The organism is Rhizobium sp. A37_96 (assembly GCF_053521765.1).
Genome location: NZ_JBNWDS010000008.1, coordinates 147,282 through 164,794, shown reverse-complemented (window position 1 = coordinate 164,794; position 17,513 = coordinate 147,282). Strand labels below are relative to the sequence as shown.

At 58.7% G+C, this 17,513-nt stretch carries 12 protein-coding genes; 9 read left to right on the top strand and 3 right to left on the bottom strand.

Annotated features, from left to right (window positions below; all coding sequences use genetic code 11):
* Window positions 1-264: 264 nt before the first annotated feature.
* On the top strand, window positions 265-2,004 hold the full coding sequence (locus tag ACQZ6J_RS20795; protein WP_449085442.1) for a type I secretion system permease/ATPase: 1,740 nt from the start codon (window positions 265-267) through the stop codon (window positions 2,002-2,004).
* Window positions 2,001-3,311: an HlyD family type I secretion periplasmic adaptor subunit gene (locus ACQZ6J_RS20790; RefSeq protein WP_449085441.1), complete on the top strand. Its 1,311-nt coding sequence runs from the start codon at window positions 2,001-2,003 to the stop codon at window positions 3,309-3,311. The genes ACQZ6J_RS20795 and ACQZ6J_RS20790 overlap by 4 nt, the downstream gene beginning before the upstream one ends.
* Window positions 3,312-3,423: 112 nt before the next feature.
* On the opposite strand, the gene eglC is transcribed toward ACQZ6J_RS20790, so the two are convergent.
* Both eglC and ACQZ6J_RS20780 read right to left on the bottom strand, forming a co-directional pair.
* Window positions 3,424-4,860 carry an endo-1,3-1,4-beta-glycanase EglC gene (gene eglC, locus ACQZ6J_RS20785; protein WP_449085440.1) on the bottom strand — a complete coding sequence of 479 codons (1,437 nt, stop codon included), beginning with the start codon at window positions 4,858-4,860 and terminating at the stop codon, window positions 3,424-3,426.
* A gap of 404 nt (window positions 4,861-5,264) precedes the next feature.
* Window positions 5,265-5,594, bottom strand: coding sequence for a hypothetical protein (locus ACQZ6J_RS20780; RefSeq protein ID WP_449085439.1), 330 nt, complete (start codon window positions 5,592-5,594; stop codon window positions 5,265-5,267).
* Window positions 5,595-6,381: 787 nt separating this feature from the next.
* On the opposite strand from ACQZ6J_RS20780, the gene ACQZ6J_RS20775 reads away from it, so the two are divergent.
* The 4 genes from ACQZ6J_RS20775 to ACQZ6J_RS20760 all read left to right on the top strand — a co-directional run bounded on the left by ACQZ6J_RS20775 (window position 6,382) and on the right by ACQZ6J_RS20760 (window position 11,792).
* Window positions 6,382-7,485 (top strand): porin, encoded by a 1,104-nt coding sequence (locus ACQZ6J_RS20775; RefSeq protein ID WP_449085438.1) that lies wholly within the window; start codon window positions 6,382-6,384, stop codon window positions 7,483-7,485.
* 423 nt (window positions 7,486-7,908) lie between these two features.
* The gene (locus ACQZ6J_RS20770; protein ID WP_449085437.1) at window positions 7,909-8,694 is read left to right on the top strand and encodes a sugar dehydrogenase complex small subunit; all 786 of its coding nucleotides are present in this window, start codon (window positions 7,909-7,911) and stop codon (window positions 8,692-8,694) included.
* A 2-nt stretch (window positions 8,695-8,696) separates the two neighbouring features.
* Complete coding sequence (locus tag ACQZ6J_RS20765) at window positions 8,697-10,343, top strand: GMC family oxidoreductase (RefSeq protein ID WP_449085436.1); 1,647 nt, start codon at window positions 8,697-8,699, stop codon at window positions 10,341-10,343.
* 3 nt (window positions 10,344-10,346) lie between these two features.
* On the top strand, window positions 10,347-11,792 hold the full coding sequence (locus ACQZ6J_RS20760) for a c-type cytochrome (RefSeq protein WP_449085435.1): 1,446 nt from the start codon (window positions 10,347-10,349) through the stop codon (window positions 11,790-11,792).
* A gap of 209 nt (window positions 11,793-12,001) precedes the next feature.
* Here the strand turns inward: ACQZ6J_RS20760 and ACQZ6J_RS20755 are convergent, their stop codons facing one another.
* On the bottom strand, window positions 12,002-12,442 hold the full coding sequence (locus ACQZ6J_RS20755; RefSeq protein WP_449085434.1) for an Lrp/AsnC family transcriptional regulator: 441 nt from the start codon (window positions 12,440-12,442) through the stop codon (window positions 12,002-12,004).
* Between the two features lie 160 nt (window positions 12,443-12,602).
* Between ACQZ6J_RS20755 and ACQZ6J_RS20750 the strand changes: the two genes are divergently transcribed.
* The 3 genes from ACQZ6J_RS20750 to ACQZ6J_RS20740 all read left to right on the top strand — a co-directional run bounded on the left by ACQZ6J_RS20750 (window position 12,603) and on the right by ACQZ6J_RS20740 (window position 17,511).
* A complete protein-coding gene (locus ACQZ6J_RS20750) occupies window positions 12,603-15,650 on the top strand; it encodes an aminotransferase class III-fold pyridoxal phosphate-dependent enzyme (RefSeq protein ID WP_449085433.1) in 3,048 nt (1,015 codons plus the stop codon).
* Between the two features lie 364 nt (window positions 15,651-16,014).
* Window positions 16,015-16,800, top strand: coding sequence for an ABC transporter substrate-binding protein (locus ACQZ6J_RS20745; RefSeq protein WP_449085496.1), 786 nt, complete (start codon window positions 16,015-16,017; stop codon window positions 16,798-16,800).
* A gap of 63 nt (window positions 16,801-16,863) precedes the next feature.
* On the top strand, window positions 16,864-17,511 hold the full coding sequence (locus ACQZ6J_RS20740; RefSeq protein ID WP_449085432.1) for an amino acid ABC transporter permease: 648 nt from the start codon (window positions 16,864-16,866) through the stop codon (window positions 17,509-17,511).
* Window positions 17,512-17,513 lie beyond the last annotated feature (2 nt).

The following is a 17,513-nucleotide window of genomic DNA, read 5'->3' as shown; positions in this document are numbered from 1 at the left end:
GTCGCTGCTCCATCTCATGGCACAACTGTGCCGTAACTGCACACGGCGCCCGATGCTAAGATTGGGTTCACCGAAACTGAAATCGGAGCAAATTTCGACTTTCTAAATTGCGTGGAATCGCCAAAGGTTAGGCGTGAGGCGTCAAGAGTGGCCACGGCCATCAGGATCGCTTTGTGGGTTCATGGGGCCGAGCGGGAGGCGGCGCCATGGGCATCATGTGAAGCCCTGCCGTACGCGACGGCGAATGTTGAGGATCGAGGCAAGGTGCTTGCTCTCCCGAAAGACCCGCCGCAGAGCTTTGTCGCGTTGATGCTATCGACGCTTCGCAAGGCCTTCCTCGGTATCGCCCTGGCGAGCGCCGCCATCAACGTCCTGGCACTAACCGGCTCGTTCTTCATGCTCCAGGTTTACGATCGGGTCATTCCGAGCCGCAGCCTGCCGACGTTGTCCGGCCTCGTCATCATCGTCGTGACGCTCTTTCTCTTTCAGGGCGTCCTGGAGCTGCTGCGTTCCATGCTGCTTGTCCGCGTCGGCATGTCGCTTGACGAGCGTCTGAACAAAAGGGTCTTCGGCTCGCTTCTGTTCCTGCCGACGAGAAAGCAGACGTCGGACGATGGCCTGCAATCGGTCCGCGATCTCGAGCAGATCCGTTCGTTCCTCTCCGGCAACGGCTCGACGGCGCTTTTCGATCTGCCATGGGTGCCGTTCTATCTGATCCTGTGCTTTCTGTTCCACTTCTGGATCGGCTTCACGGCCTTGTGCGGGGCGTTGTTGCTCGTCAGCCTTACCGTCCTTGCCGAAATGCTGTCGCGTCGACCGGCTCTCGAAGCGGCACGGTCTTCGGCACTCCGTCTCGGGTTTGCCCAAGCAGCGCGCCGGAACTGGGAGGCTGCCATCGCCATGGGATTTGCCGGTCGTCTCACCGCGAAATGGGCAGCGATGAATGATGAGTATCTTGGCCATCAGGCGGCCGCGAGCGCCGTTGCCGGAGCGTTGACCATCGCTGCCAGGATGGCGCGCATGATGCTTCAATCCGGGGTTCTCGCCGTCGGGGCGGTCCTCGTCATTCGCCAGGAGGCGACGGGAGGCATCATCATCGCCAGTTCGATCCTTGTGAGCCGAGCCCTGGCGCCCGTCGAGCTCGCGATCGGACAATGGAAGGGGTTTATTGCCGCTCGGCAGGGCTGGACGCGACTTGCGGCGCTTCTTGAGGCTGCGCCGGCAGAGCGGCCGACCTTCGCGTTACCGCCGCCGTCGCGGGAGCTCAGCGTGGAGAACATCAGCGTTGCATCCCCCGGCGGTCGCGAGCTCATCCTGCGGAATGTCTCGTTCAAGATATCAGCCGGAACGGTGCTCGGAGTGATCGGTCCGAGTGCATCGGGCAAATCGTCTCTGGCGCGAGCGATTGCCGGTCTATGGCCGATTGCCATCGGCACCGTGAGGCTCGATCGTGCCGCTCTTTCGCAGTGGGATACCGACGAACTCGGCGCACATGTCGGCTATCTGCCGCAGGATGTGGACCTCTTTGACGGCTCGATTGCCGAGAATATTTCACGTTTCGCGGCAGAGATGCGCCCGGAGCCGATCATCGCCGCAGCGAAGGCAGCAGGCGTCTACGACATGATCGTCAAGCTTCCCGAAGGCTTCGACACCAAGATCGGTGAGGGCGGATCGCGGCTTTCGGCCGGTCAGAGGCAGCGCATCGCCCTGGCGAGAGCACTTTATGCCAATCCGTTTCTGGTTGTGCTCGACGAGCCGAATTCGAATCTGGATGCGGAAGGTGAAGCGGCGCTGACGGTGGCCCTTGAAGGAGTGCGGGAGCGTGGGGGGATTGCGATCGTCGTTGCCCACAGACCAAGCGCCCTGGCGGCTGCCGATACGGTCATGATCGTTGCCGGTGGTCAGATTCAGGCATTCGGCCCCAAGAAAGAGATCCTCGGGCCGCCACCCAAACAGGTTGGAATGGCACATTTCGCAGTCGCCGGCGGGGAGACGCGTGGATGACAGCAAGGGTTTCACCATCGACCGACCGCGCGATCCGCCGCCTGTCCCTGCTGGTGGTCGCTGCCATCCTGCTGTTGTTCGGCGTCATGGGCGGCCTTGCAACGGCGACCAGGATTTCCGGTGCCGTGATTGCCTCGGGCAGCCTCGTCGTGGACAGCTACGTGAAACCGGTCAAGCATCTGAAGGGCGGAATCGCCCGTGCGATACTTGTAAAGAACGGCGATCACGTTGCCGCGGGCCAGGTGCTGGTTCGCCTTGACGACACCCAGACCAGGGCAAATCTTTCCATCATCCGCAAACGGCTCGACGAGCTCTCTGCCCGTACCGCGCGTCTGGCATCGGAGCGTGACGGCAAGAGCGACATCGCTTTTCCGGAGGATCTGCTTTCGTCGGCTGGAAGTGCAGATGTCGCTTCTATTCTGGCCGGCGAACGGCAGCTCTTTCGTGATCGTCAGGCATCGCGCGAAGGTCAGAAATCGCAACTGCATGAGCGCATTCAGCAGCTGAAACAGGAGATCGAGGGGCTCGTGGCGCAGGAGCAGGGCAAGCGTCGGGAGATCGCCCTGATCGGCAAGGAGCTGGGCAGTCTTGAAGGCCTGCTCCATCAGGGCATTATTTCGGCGACAAAAGTCTACTCCCTGCAGCGCGAAAGCGCCTCTCTGAACGGCGATCTCGGCAATCTGGTTTCATCCATCGCCCAGACGCGGGGCAAGATTGCCGAAACCGAATTGCAGATCCTTCAGGTCGATGCCGATCACAGCTCGGAGGTTTCCGATCAGCTACGTCAGGCGGAAAGCGATCGCGGCCAGTTTTCCGAGCGGTTGATCGCAGCCGAGGACGATCTGAAACGGATCGACATCAAGGCGCCGCAGGCGGGCATCGTCGATCAGCTGAGCATTCACGCCGAGGGCGCAGTCGTCTCGCCGGCCGAGGCAATCCTGCAGATCGTTCCCGACAAGGACGCGCTCGTGGCGGAGCTGAAACTGGCGCCGCAGGATATCGACCAGATTGCCGTCGGGCAGGCGGTATCGTTGCGCTTTCCTGCCTTCAATCAGCGAATAACGCCTGAACTGAACGGGCATGTGGATACCATCTCCGCGGATCTGGCGACGGATCAACGCTCTGGCCAGAGCTATTATGTCGTGCGGGCAAAGGTGACGAAGGGGGAGTGGGAGAGGCTCGGACGACTGGCGCCACTGCCCGGCATGCCAGTGGAAGCCTTCCTGCAGACGGGCAAGAGAAGCGTTCTGGCCTATCTGACAAAGCCGATGACCGATCAGATCAGGCGAGCTTTCAAGGAGGATTAGGGCAATTCCGGGTGCGCCCGGCGCTGTTGTCCGAAGTGGCGCACCGGTTACGACAAAGGGGCGGTCCGCAAGACGGCCGCCCCTTTGTCATTTCATGCGTTTCTTTGTTTGCTCAGATATGCCAATCCGTCGCATGGGCGGATTGGGCCGAAGAGGCGAGCTGGGCGGCATGATCGTCGAGAGAATAGGCCTTGATGTAGTCGATCTTCATCTCGGATCCATGGGCAAGTCCGTCCGTCGGAGTGCCCGCCACCCCGCCGACGGCGAGATCGACCAGCATATACATCGGACCATGCATGTCGGCCGGCGTATCGGCGTGGGCGACGGCGACGTCGTCGAAATACCAGACGATCTGATCCTTGTCCCAGAGCACGCCGTAATTATGGAAGCCGTCGGTACTCGGCACTTCGACCGGGATCGAATTCATGGTGTGTGTGCCGGTGGCATCCGAATGAACGGTGACATTGACCGTGTTGGGGTTTTGTCCTCGCATCTCCACCACGTCGAGCTCCGGCGGCCAGGAGCCATCCTCCGGCAGCAGCCAGAAAGCCGGCCAGACGCCTTGGTCATGCGGCATCTCCGCGCGCATTTCAAAATAGCCGTATGTCTGCGAGAAACTGGAATGAGTGGTCAGAATACCTGAGGTGTAATCGTGGTTTTCGACGGTCGACTTCAATGCATCCGGCGTTTGTTTGGCCGTGATGGTCAACACGCCGTCGGAGACGGAAAACGGGTTTGCGGATGCGGTTGGCGCATAGGAGGGATTGACGTACCATTGCAGTTCGTCATTCAGGCTGCTGCCCTTCTCCGGCGCCCAGGAATATTTCGCATCCCAGGTGCCCTGCGTTCCCTCATGCAGTGAAAGACTATTGAAATCGTCGGAAAAAGTCTGGGTCAGCGATGACCTGTCGAGCCCCAGCTGGAACTGGTCTTCGTGAAGGTCGGAGACTGTCTTGTTGGCAAAGACCAGGCTCTCGCCATTGCCGAGATCGAGCCGGACATCGGCGCCTTCCTGTGTGGAATGGCTGACGACCTGGTCGAACGACGTCAGACCATATTGATTGAGCCGGACCTTGTCGTCATCGCTGAAATCGGTGATGAGATCGCTGCCATTCCCCTTGGTGATGATGAAGGTGTCTGCCCCGCCGCCGCCTGTCAGCACGTCATTGCCGGCGCCGCCATCAATGGTTTGGCTACCGCTGCCGCCGGTGATGATATTGTCGGCATCGTTGCCGTAGGCATGACGATTGTCGCCCGTGACCGTCAGATTCTCGAAATTGGCCGGCAGCGTGTAATCCATCCATGTGTTGATGGTATCGATGCCGCCATTCGGCGCTTCAGAGGCGTGGTTGATGCTGGAGTAGAGATAGTAGATATCGTCGCCTGTGCCGCCCGTCATCGTCACGTTGACGGAGGCGTCGCCCCACATGGAGTCATTGCCGGCTGTGCCGTAGAGCACAGGTCCGGAGCCGGTGGCGGAGAAGAAGCCTGTCGATGTGCCGCTATAGTAGAGTGGTTGTCCAAGAGCATTCAAAACTGAACTGGGCATGATAAACCTCTTCCTTCGTGCCGGACGACCTCCTCCGTCGCGCTAATATGTCTCCTCGCTCATATGCGTCAGATAGCGTGCTTTGTTCTTCTGCCCAGTCCCGGCGAGAAGTTTTTTCGCCCCAGTACCCACGACAGTTTAATGGGTTGCCAAAAGCACGAGCGGGAGGTTGGAGAGGCGATCGCTCACCGCGTCTCCAGGCCGGATTTTAAAGAGAGGCCTTCACCGTTGCGGCGATGGCCGGGTTTAGCCAGGTCGTGCAGATGTCTTCATGGGTTTTGCGATCTTGCGCTGCGTCGAACGATGCCGACCGGAAAATCCGTCACCCGCATCGGCCGGATCGCCTCCGCCCCCCGTGTCGTTTCGCCGCCATTTCAATGCTCGTTTCCGGCATGATGGCGGGATCACTTTTCAGCGAGTAGACCACCGTTCGGAGCCACCAGTTCGGCATCCAGACGATTATATGTCGCCTGCACCATATCGAGGTCGTTGAGGCGGCTGACAACAGCCAGCTCGATCATCACATTCGCGATTGCAGAATCGATGCGCAAGCGTAACGCGGTATATTTTTCGACAACCAGGGCAAGTGCGGATTCCGCATCGCCTCCAAGCGCAAAGTACAAATCCAGCGCTTTGTCGAGAAGGATTGCGCTACGGTGAGACGATGTTTGCGAGCCAATATCGCCTTCGCTCTGCACCACCAGCGCAACCGCTTTGTTTTGTAGTTCACTCATCTGAGACATCTCGCACGCTCTGGAGCCAATCTTTGCCGAAACTGCCCGTCGCTTGGGCAGCGGCACTTTCCGGACTGTATCTAGCGCACGAAGTTTAACGCGAAGCTGACGTCGGTCTGCACGAAGCGAGAACACCGGATTGGAGTGACGAGGTGGAAGGCTCTCCCGATTGTACACCTTGGCAGCCATGGTTTTGCACAACAATGCCCGGTGCGTAGGCCGCGCGCCTCATCACTCCAGCCTAAGCAGGAGCCTTGGAGTAGTCTCAAGGCTCATGCCCTCGCCTTCGTCACAGCCTGCAGCTTCGCCGAACACCTCAAGGCGCTGCAGTGGAGAACGCTGAACTGCCCTATCAGGGCGATCTGCGGCGCTCGGACTGAGCAAGCGTCAATCTTCAAGATTAATCCGATGCTTCAACCTCGCCGAAATCTCCCAGCGCGCCTAAATTTGGCAACAGCAATCTCATTCGTCAGTCTGGCGCCATCGATTCCGATCTCTGGCCCATGTCCTATGTTCAAAGATCGGCTGCCGCCTATTGCGATTAAAGTAGCCGGTGATCAATTCACCCTGTGATTGTGTCATTTTCGCAACGGCGTGTGATTTCCAGCGGCATTCACAATAGTTCGGTGCCCTTGGTATCTTGTCAAATCAGCGAAGCAGGTTCAGGAAATAATTCGCGGGGCTTACTACTTCGCACCTGATTATAGGGAACGTGAACGGGATGGGGTGGGGAATGCCGACTTTCGGCTTGGTATCTCATACCCAATCAAGAAAGATTGGAGTTATTATGAACATCAAGAGCCTTCTTCTCGGCTCCGCTGCTGCGCTGGCAGCAGTATCTGGTGCTCACGCGGCTGACGCTATCGTTGCAGCTGAGCCGGAGCCGCTGGAATACGTCCGCATTTGCGACGCATACGGTGCAGGCTACTTCTTCATCCCGGGTACCGAAACCTGCCTCAAGATCGGTGGTAAGGTTCGTACTGAAGGTGAGTGGTACAACGCTTACAACCGTGACAGCAAGCAGGGCACGCTGTGGCACACTCGTGCCGAGCTGAACGTCAACACCGCGACCGACACCGAATACGGTCCGCTGAAGACCGAAACCATCGTTCGCTGGGACTGGAACGACGGCGGCTCCACCTCCACCAACCTGCTGTGGTCCTACATCAGCCTCGGCGGCTTCACGGTCGGTAAGAAGGACTCCCAGTACAACCTGTACATCGGTTACGCTGGCGACGTCATCAACGACGACGTGATCTATGACGGCCCGTACGAACTCAACCAGTTGACCTATGAATACGACGGCGGCAACGGCTTCTCGGCTGTGATCTCGCTCGAAGACAGCAACTCCAGCGGCTCGGGCGCTGCCTACGGCGCAAGCTGGGCAACGGACGACAAGGCCAACCATTACGCTCCTGACGTTGTTGCCGGTGCCGGCTTCAAGTCTGGCGCATGGGGCTTCAAGGTCGTTGGCGGTTACGACTCGATCAAGTCGGAAGGCGCGATCAAGGCTCGTGTAGACGCTGACTTCGGTGCATTCTCGGCCTTCTTGATGGGCGGCTGGAACACCGACGGCGACCAGCTCAACAAGTACGCAGGTACCAACCAAGACGTTTCCGCTTGCACGGCGCCGAATGGCACCGTCAATGCAGCGAAGTGCGGCTGGGGTGACTGGGCTGTTTGGGGTGGCGTTGGCGTTCCGGTCAACGAAAAGCTGAAGTGGAACCTGCAGCTCGCCTACACCGACTCGAAGATCTTCGAAGCCACCACGAACCTGAAGTTCAACCCGGTGAAGGATCTCCTGGTCGAGCCGGAATTGACCTACGTCCACTACGACTATGCCAAGGACGATACGGTTTCTGGTATCCTGCGCTTCGAACGCAATTTCTAATTGATAGTTCCGGGCCTGTACCGGACCAAGGGAGCCCGACATACTTGTGTGTCGGGCTTTTTTCGTTGACCAGTCGACGTCTGGTCGAAGAAAAAGGCCGCCTCGTTTTCATCACGCACTCGGGCTTTGATATTTTTGCCGAATTCGTGCTCAGGCGAGTGTCGCCATGAGCTCAATCATTCCATTGAGATTTGCCATTGAGATTTGACCGGGCACGTTGGAATGAACCCGTGTGGCGAGACCACAGGGCCGCGTCAAACTAAGCCTCCGTTGAGCAAGCAGGGTTCCCAATTCTTGCAGGGACCAAGCTTATCTCACTAAGGTGGCCCCAGCGCCCACTGATAGTCGCCATCCCGCTTTAACGGGTTGCATGCGCTGCCGGCTTGCATTTTCGCAAGGATGCCTTCAGGTCGGGTGCGATCCTTGCTTGAACACGGCAACATTTTAGACATTTGCGAAATTCATTTGGGCAAGGAACAATCATTCCTAGAATCGATATTGACGTTAATCGGCGCAGGGATGACAAACGGAGTTGCATTTCGACCCCGCCCCATTGGACGTCGTGCCGAAAACAAACTGATTAGGCTCAAGAGATACGGCCGAGCAGTTCCCACTCGGTCAGTTCAGCGGATGACCATGATAAAAGAACAGTATGACCAGGCCGGATCGACGGAAAGCAATGCCGTTCCCAGATATCTGAAAACCACGCGCCGCCAATTGCTGGCTGGTTCTGCCTTGTTGCTTGCCGATCTGGCATTCCATACCCCGGCACTGGCTGAAACGGAATCATCTGCCGCAGACGCGGCCTTTCTGACGCTGTCGCTTAGGATAACGGGCAAAGATCAGCTCTCGCCGGCCACGGCAGGCCGGATTCTTGCAGCGCTTGCAGCGGACGATCCGGCTTTACCGGTGAAGCTTGAAAAGCTGAGCAAGCTTTCGACCTCGGCCATCTCTCCAGCGGCCCTCAAACAGGCGGCTGCAACCGTCGGTCTCGATGGCCTCGTGATGGTAATCGTATCTGCCTGGTATACCGGGACGATCGACACCAAGGCCGGACCCGTTGTTGTCGCCTACAAGGATGCCCTGATGTATCAGCCGGTCGCCGATGGTTTGACCGTGCCGACCTATTGCAACCGGGGACCTCTCTGGTGGAGCGATCTTCCTCCACAAGTCACCCGCATCCCGCAAAACAATCCGAAAGTGCTGTAATCATGACATCTCCTGTTTTCTCAAATGGCGATGCGACAGCGGACGTCGCTATTGTCGGATCCGGCGTTGTCGGCGCTCTGATTGCCGAGCAGCTGGCAGCTGCAGGCCATGCCGTTCTCGTGCTGGATGCCGGCTTGCGGATCGAGCGCGCACAGGCTGTGGAAAACTGGCGCAATATGCCGTTCAAGAACCGCGCCGGCTCGGATTTTCAGGGATTGTATCCGCAGTCCAAATGGGCGCCGGCGCCGCTTTATTGGCCTGAGAACAACTATGTCGAGCTGTCCGGGCCCGACGGCAAGGGTTTCAAGCAGGGTTATCTTAAAACGGTCGGTGGTACGACCTGGCACTGGGCGGCTTCGTGTTGGCGGCATCTGCCCGTCGATCTCAAAATGCGCTCGACCTATGGTGTCGGCCGTGACTGGCCGATTTCCTACGACGAACTCGAGCCCTATTACTGTCGCGCGGAGGACGCGATGGGAGTTGCCGGCCCCAATGATCCGGCGCTGCAGTCGCCGTCTGAACGCAGCAAGCCCTATCCGATGGACATGGTTCCCTGGAGCTATGGCGACAAGCGCTTTGCCGAAATCGTCAATGCGCATGGCTATCGTTCCGTCCCCATCCCGCAGGGGCGCAGCACAAAACCCTGGAAGGGACGTCCGACCTGCTGTGGCAACAATAACTGTCAGCCCATCTGTCCGATCGGTGCCATGTATAACGGCATTCATACCGTCCTGGCGGCGGAAGAACTCGGCGCGGTCGTGCTTTCCGAAGCGACCGCCTATAAGATCGATACCGACGAGAACAATCGCATCACCGCCATCCATTGGTACGACAACGAACATCGCTCGCACAAGGTAACGGCAAAGACCTTTGTCGTCGCCTGCAACTCGATGGAATCGCCTCGCCTGCTATTGGCGGCGGCAAACGACCGTAATCCGGCGGGCATTGCGAACTCGTCCGATCAAGTTGGCCGAAACATGATGGATCATTCCGGATTTCACTGCTTCTTCCAGGCGGCCGAGCCTCTCTGGATCGGCCGCGGACCGGCGCAGAGCAGCTGTCTCGTCGGCCCGAGAGACGGCACCTTCCGCTCCGAATATTCGGCCAACAAGATGATCCTGAACAATATCACGCAGGTGACGACGGCAACGTCGGCGGCACTTGCCAAAGGTCTTGTCGGCGAGGAGCTCGATGCGGAAATCCGCAAGCGGACGATCCACGGTGTCGACCTTTCGATCAGCCTCGAGCCGCTGCCGGATCCGAAGAACCGGGTCACGCTCAGCAAGACCAGGCGCGATCCGCACGATATCCCCTGTCCTGACGTCTACTACGATGTCGGCGACTACGTGCGTAAAGGCTTCGACGCGGCGAGCCGCCAATTGCAGGAAATCGGCCAGTTGTTCAGCGCGTCGGACTTCCAGATCACCACGTCCCTCAATGCAAACAACCACATCATGGGCGGATGCATCATGGGCAGTAATCCGAAGGATTCGGTCGTTAATGGCGACTGTCGTGCCCACGATCACGTCAATCTGTGGATTCCCGGTGGATCGGCCATACCATCGGCAAGCGTCGTCAACAGCACGCTCACCATGGCTGCTCTTGGCATCAAGGCGGCAGACGATATTTCACGCGTGCTGAGGGCGTGAACCATGAGGATATCATCTCTCATCGTTTCGATAGTCTCCGCTCTTGGCACAATTGGCTCCAGTGCGCAGGCACAGACGCTTACCGATGCGGCACTCGTCGAAAGGGGGCATGCTGTTGCCACGGCAGCTGATTGCATGGCATGCCACACGGTGCCGCGCACGGGCAAGCCTTTTGCAGGCGGCTATGCAATCGTCTCTCCTTTGGGAACGATCTACTCGACGAATATCACTCCGTCAAAGACGTCGGGCATTGGCGGCTATAGCGAGGCCGAGTTCTCCCGCGCCGTTCGCCAGGGCATCCGCAAGGACGGCGCCCATCTCTACCCGGCCATGCCCTATGATTCCTATGCGGGCATCACCGACGAAGATATGCACGCGCTTTATGCTTACTTCATGCACGGCGTCGAACCGGTGGACGAGGTGTCAAAAGAGCAGACGGCGCTGCCGTTTCCGTTCAACCTGCGCTTCTCCATGGCGTTCTGGAACGTGCTCTATGCCGGCACGACACCTTTTACTCCAGTTGCAGGCGTCAGTGCCGAGATCAATCGCGGCGCATATCTCGTCAATGTCCTTGGGCACTGCACGTCCTGCCACACGCCGCGAAACGTCCTGATGGGGGCCATTCAAAGCGAAGCACTTGCCGGAGGCTTCGTTGGCCCCTGGTATGCGCCGAATATCACCTCCGATCCTGTCAGTGGTATCGGCGGCTGGACGCCGGACGAACTGGTCGCCTATTTGCGTACCGGGCATGCCAAGGGGAAGAACCAGGCGGCCGGTGGCATGGCAGAAGCTGTCCAGAACAGCCTGCAATATTTGCCTGAGAGCGATCTCGCCGCGATCGCGGCCTACTTGAAAAGCACAGATCCCATCCGAGACAAGACTGAGGAGCGGGCTGCCTACGAATTCGGCTCCCCGCATAGCGACGAGGACAGCATTCGCGGCACCTATCCACCGACAGCGCACGACAGCCTGGCAAGCGGCAAGGAACTTTACAGCGGTTATTGTGCCAGCTGCCATCAGCCAAACGGGGCTGGTAGCGACGATCAGGCCTATCCATCCCTGTTCCACAACACGGCAACGGGTTCGATCCGGCCCGCCAACCTCGTGGCTGTGATCCTTTACGGCATCGATCGGGAGGTTGATGGAAAGGAAGTGCTGATGCCGGGCTTCGGCAAGCAGTCTTACGTGACGCCTTTGACGGATCGGCAGATCGCGGATCTGTCCAACTACGTGCTGCAGAATTTCGGAAACTCCCAGGCGAATGTGACACCCGACGACGTCGCGATGGCCCGGACGGGTGGCCCGAAGCCCATCCTCGCAACCGTTCAACCGTTCATTCTTCCAACATTGGTCGGGATTGCCATTGTCATTATCCTGATCGCCGCCGGCTGGTTCATCGGCAAGCGCAGGCGGCGGTTGGTAGCGCCGGCTGGGGCAGCCTCCAACTGATCTGATCGCAGGCAGATGGTTGCGGCGGCGAGGTTGATGAAGTTTTCGACGTGGATGGTCCCGCGGTCGGCGCGCGTCGCCATAGCAGGAAGTGCTTCATCCGGCCGAAGCAACGCGCGATGGGATTGATGTAGATGACTTCATCTTGCACGATCGGTTTGCGGGATGAGGCGTGAACAGCCCATCGGGCATGTTCATGATCTTTTCGGTCATCTCGATTCGCGGTCGATATCTCGGCGCAGCACGACCGCCGTTGTGATGTCTTCAACTGTCTCATGGCTGGCGATCATGTCACGGACCTGATTGAGGTCGTTGATGGACGAAGCTTCCAGCTCGACAACCAGATCGAGCTGGCCGCTCACGGATGAGACGCGACGTACCTCGGGGTGACGAGCGAGCAGGTCGAGCAGGCCGAGCGCCGGCGTACGCTTGAGGCTGACAAGAAGGATCGCGCGAATGACGTTGGCATCGATCTCGCCAATGTCGGCGCGATAGCCCCGGATCACCCCGCTGCGCTCGAGATTGGTAACGCGCTCGCTCGTCGCGCTCCTCGACAGTCCGATCCTGCCAGCAAGGGCCTTGACCGCGATGCGTGCTTCCCTCGACAGGATTTCGAGTATTTCTCGATCTTTGGCGTCAAGGTCACGCATGGTCTTCTCGCTTTGAAGCCAGACATCTGTCGGCCTATTCCGACAGTGTGCTGGTTCGATCCGACGGGATACTTGTTCGATCCGGCAGGATACTTGATGCCTGAAAACCGTTTGCGTGCCAAGCTGTCGGAGAGAAAAATAGCTTGGAAAAACAACACCTATGACTGATCTTTCCCATCCGGCTCCTCAACTGTCCGCAGGCGATGCCGAGAAGCTTGCCAAAGAAATATTCGGCGTCTCGGCCAAGGCTTCGCCACTCGACAGCGAGCGTGACCGCAACTACCGACTGAAAACCGAGGCCGACGCCGGCTGGATCCTGAAGATCGTCAACTCCAGCGAGCCGAGGATCGAGAGCGAGTTCCAGACCGCGCTTCTGCATCACCTCGCCGATGCCAATTCGGAGCTTGTTGTTCCGCATCTGAAGGCAAGCCTATCTGGCGATTTTCTGGCTTCCACGGTGGCCCCGAACGGCGAGACACATGCCCTGCGCCTGGTCGGCTGGCTGGCGGGCACGCCGCTTGCCGAAGTCGGCAGGACATTCGAGCTGATGCGCAGCCTTGGCCGAGCGCTCGGCGAACTCGACCGTGCGCTGCAGGGCTTCATTCATCCCGGGGCGTTGCGCGAGCTGGATTGGGATCTGCGTCATGCGGCGCGAGCGCGTGCACGTCTGCATTTTGTCCGCGATGCAGAAAAGCGGGCTATCCTCGAGCGCTTCATCCAGCGCTTCGAAACCTTGGTCGAACCCAAACTCTCACGGCTGCGGGCGCAGGTCATCCACAATGATGCCAACGACTGGAATGTCCTGGTAGATGAACAGGACAACCAGAGAATCTCGGGCCTGATTGATTTCGGCGATGCTGTTCATACTGTCCTGATTGCAGAAGTCGCCATTGCCTGCGCCTATTCCATTCTGGATATGGATGATCCGATTGGCGCTGCCGCGGCACTTGCCTCCGGTTTCCACGAAAAGTATCCTTTGCAAGCTGCCGAGATCGACGTCCTGTTTGATCTTATCGCCATGCGCCTGGTCACGAGCGTCACCTTCTCTGCCTCCCGTCACGATCAGACCGATGACAATCCATATCTTGCCATCAGCGAAGCACCGGCATGGCGATTGCTCGAAAAGATGGATGCGATGAATTCGCGGCTTGCCACCGCCGTTCTGCGCAAGGCTTGCGGCTTCGATGCTGTGGATGGCGCAGGTGCCGTCCGCCGCTGGATATACGACAACAGGAAGTCATTCGCCGACATCGTGCGCCCCGCGCCGGCCACGATGAGCAAGGCGATCGTCCCATACGGCGACGCATCGCATGTCATGACTGTCGCTTCGGCCGAACAGCGCCCACAGGAGGCGACCAAATGGTGGGCTGATTTCGCCGATCAACACAAGGTCGAACTCGGCGTCGGCTCATGGGGCGAAAAAAGAACCGTTTACACGGACAAGGCCTTCGTATCGCGCTTCATTAAGGGCCAGCGCCGGATCCATCACCTTGGCGTCGATCTCTTCATGCCGGCGGGAACGCCCCTCTACACGCCCGTGGCGGGAATCGTCAAAAGTGTCGAGATCGAGCACGAGCCGCTTGGCTATGGTGGCCTCATCGCCATTGAGCATGCCCCTCAGGGCTGCTCTCCCTTCGTCACTCTTTGGGGTCATATGGCGCACGAGGCTCTTACCCGGCTGAAGCCGGGTCAGCGTCTGGAAGCAGGCGCGCTTGTCGGCCATATGGGTGATATCCATGAAAACGGCGGTTGGACGCCCCATCTGCATTTCCAGATTTCGACCGATATTCAGCTGACGGCAACCGAGATCATCGGCGTTGGGGAAACCGCCTATCTCGATGTGTGGGCAGACGTCTTCCCGGATGCGTCGACGCTTGCCGGTCTTCCGCCCGAGACCTTTGTCCAGGATGGCCTGACGAGAGAGGAACTGGTCGCCAAGCGCAAAGAGCTGCTGCTGCCCAATCTTTCGATTTCCTATTCCGAGCCAATCAAGTTCGTCCGCGGCGACGGTGTCTGGCTGATCGACAATTACGGCAGGGCCTATCTCGATTGCTTCAACAATGTCTGCCATCTCGGACACGCGCATCCCGAAGTCGTCGAAGCCCTGTCTCGCCAGGCCAGGCTCCTCAACACCAATACGCGCTACCTGCACGACAATATCGTCGAGTACGCCGAGCGCCTGACCGCGACATTGCCCGAAGGCTTGTCGGTTGCCTCCTTTGCCTGCTCGGGAAGCGAGGCGAACAGCCTGATGCTTCGCATGGCGCGCAACCACACCGGACGCAACGACGCGATCGTGGTCGACTGGGCCTATCATGGTACGACGCAGGAACTGATCGATCTCAGCCCCTACAAGTACAAGCGCAAGGGTGGCAAGGGACGCCCGGAGCATGTCCATGAGGCCGTCATCCCGGATAGCTATCGAGCCCCGGAAGAATGGCCGGCGGAAGAGCATGGCAAGCGCTTTGCCGAAAGCGTTGCCGAGCAGATTGAAGGCATGCGCAAAAAGGGACGGGCTCCAGCATTCTTCCTGGCAGAATCGATCCCGAGCGTTGCCGGCCAGGTCTTCTTTCCGGATGGCTATCTGAAGGAAGTCTATGCCATGGTGCGCGCGGCCGGCGGTCTCTGCCTTGCCGATGAAGTGCAGGTCGGCTTCGGCCGCGTGGGCAGCCACTGGTGGGCTTTCGAAACCCAGGATGTGGTGCCGGATATCGTTTCGATGGGCAAGCCGATCGGCAATGGCCATCCGATGTCGGCGATCGTCACGACGCGCGAGGTGGCGGACAGCTTCAACAATGGCATGGAGTATTTCAACACCTTTGCCGGCAATCCGGTTTCCTGCGCCGTGGGACTGGCTGTCCTTGACGTGATCGAGCGGGACAAACTGCGAGATAATGCACTCCATGTCGGCAATCATCTGCTCGATGGCTTCCGCAAGATGCAGGATCGTTTCGACATCATCGGCGACGTTCGCGGCCTCGGTCTTTTCCTCGGGATAGAGCTGGTGACCGATCGCAAGACAAAGGCGCCCGCAACTGATCTCGCCAGGAAGATCAATGACGGCGCCAGAGCGCGCGGTATCTTGATGGGAACGGAAGGGCCGCACGACAACGTCCTGAAAATGCGCCCACCCATGATCTTCAACCGGGCAAATGCCGATCATCTGCTCGATGTCCTGAATGCGAGCTTCGAAGCAGCCTTAAGGTAGGTCATCGAGCATTGGCAGGCCGCCTGAAGGCCGCGCTCCCGTTCCAGCAATGGTCGGGCGTGCGGCCTTTCGCTTTTCCAACGGCACTTGCAGATAAGCTCGCGGCTGCTGTTCCACCTGGGCGGCTTTTCTCATGGCGGCACGCGACTACCCGTCTTCCGTTTTGCCGCTTGTCTTCGTCAGGTATGCAATCGCGCCATGAAAAGCACTGGGCGACACAATGTCGGTCAATTCCGGCAATGTGTCAGGTACGCTGACACCTTGCTTGATGCTTGCCCAAAACGGCTATGCAAAACTCCGGCGGTGAAGGTTGCTGGGAAACCGACAAAACGAAACAAAATACCAACAGAGGAAACCTGACGTGTTGAAAGACAAGCTTACAAGGCTAATTGCTGCAGCGGCAGTCGCGATCGCAGCGACATTCTCCCTATCACCAGTTCATGCCGACGAGCTGAACACCCTCAAGGACTCCGGTGAACTGCGCGTCGCCATGAGCGGACAATACCCGCCCTTCAGCTTCACGAATGATCAGAACCAGGTCGTCGGCTTCGATGCCTCGATCGGAGAGACTATCGCCGAGCGCATGGGCCTTAAGGCCAAAATCGTAACCACACCCTTTGACGGGATCATCGCAGGCCTCCTGGCGAAGAAATACGATGCCGTTGTCGCTTCGATGACGATCACGCCGGAGCGGGAGAAGGCAGTCGACTTCGTCGGCCCTTATTATCACGCCGGTAGAGCGATCGTGGTGAAGGCGGATTCCTCCATCCAGAAGCTTGAAGACCTCAATGGCAAGACCGTGGGCGTTACGCTCGGGGACGCTCATGAGAAATGGGCAAGAGCCCAGGGCAATCTGACCGTTCGCTCCTACAAGGGCCTTCCGGAAATGCTCGTCGATCTCGATGCCGGCCGTATCGACGCCCTCGTGATGGACAGCGTTCCGGTCATGGTGGCGGTCAAGGAAACCGGACAGAAGATTCGCATTCTCGACACTCCGAATATCGAAGGCGGCCGCGTCGCTCTTGGCATTGCGATCCGGAAGAACAACCCGGAACTCAAGGCAAAGATGCAAAAGGTTCTCGACGACATGCTCGCTGACGGTGCCTACGAAAAGATCTCGATGAAGTGGATCGGTAGCGATATCCGCTAACGTGCATTTCACTATGGGCCGGATCTCTCCGGCCCATTCATCATGACTTTTCGGAGCGTTTCCATGGATTTGGCGCTAATGCAGCGCGTTCTCCCGTTTTTTCTGGAGGCCGCGTGGGTGACGTTGAGTATTTCCGTCCTCGCGATTCTGCTTGGCTTCGGCATCGCGGTCGTCCTTGTGGCAGGCAGGTTATCGGATTTCTTCGTCGCCCGGTGTCTCTCTCGAGCCTATGTCAGTGTGTTTCGGGGCACGCCCTGCCTTGTGCAACTGTTCGTCCTCTACTTCGGCGGCCCGCAAGTCGGGCTGGAACTTGAGCCATATTCGGCCGGGGTCATCGGACTTGCTCTCAACATCGGTGCCTATATGGCCGAATCCATTCGCGGCGCCATCGTCAATGTCGATCGCGGCCAGGCGGAGGCCGCGCGTTCGATCGGTTTTGGCCGCGCCCAGACCCTTTGGCTGGTGACTTTGCCGCAGGCCGCGCGCTTGATGATAAGGCCGCTTGGCGTGAACGCCGTTGCGCTGATCAAGGGCTCGGCTCTGGTCTCCACCATATCCGTTATCGAACTCACCTATACCGCCCAACGGTTCATCAGCTCGACCTACCGCCCCTTCGAAATCTTCTCTGTATCCGCAGTGCTCTACATCGTGATGGTCTATGCGGTTCGGTTCATGGTCGACCGCCTTGACCAGCATTTTGCGCCAAGGTGAGG

Excerpts from the sequence above, each read along its gene's own strand:
- ACQZ6J_RS20790 (WP_449085441.1), top strand. The coding sequence starts at position 2,001 with ATGACAGCAAGGGTTTCACCATCGACCGACCGCGCGATCCGCCGCCTG.
- eglC (WP_449085440.1), bottom strand. The coding sequence starts at position 4,860 with ATGCCCAGTTCAGTTTTGAATGCTCTTGGACAACCACTCTACTATAGC.
- ACQZ6J_RS20780 (WP_449085439.1), bottom strand. The coding sequence starts at position 5,594 with ATGAGTGAACTACAAAACAAAGCGGTTGCGCTGGTGGTGCAGAGCGAA.
- ACQZ6J_RS20775 (WP_449085438.1), top strand. The coding sequence starts at position 6,382 with ATGAACATCAAGAGCCTTCTTCTCGGCTCCGCTGCTGCGCTGGCAGCA.
- ACQZ6J_RS20765 (WP_449085436.1), top strand. The coding sequence starts at position 8,697 with ATGACATCTCCTGTTTTCTCAAATGGCGATGCGACAGCGGACGTCGCT.
- ACQZ6J_RS20760 (WP_449085435.1), top strand. The coding sequence starts at position 10,347 with ATGAGGATATCATCTCTCATCGTTTCGATAGTCTCCGCTCTTGGCACA.
- ACQZ6J_RS20755 (WP_449085434.1), bottom strand. The coding sequence starts at position 12,442 with ATGCGTGACCTTGACGCCAAAGATCGAGAAATACTCGAAATCCTGTCG.
- ACQZ6J_RS20750 (WP_449085433.1), top strand. The coding sequence starts at position 12,603 with ATGACTGATCTTTCCCATCCGGCTCCTCAACTGTCCGCAGGCGATGCC.
- ACQZ6J_RS20740 (WP_449085432.1), top strand. The coding sequence starts at position 16,864 with ATGGATTTGGCGCTAATGCAGCGCGTTCTCCCGTTTTTTCTGGAGGCC.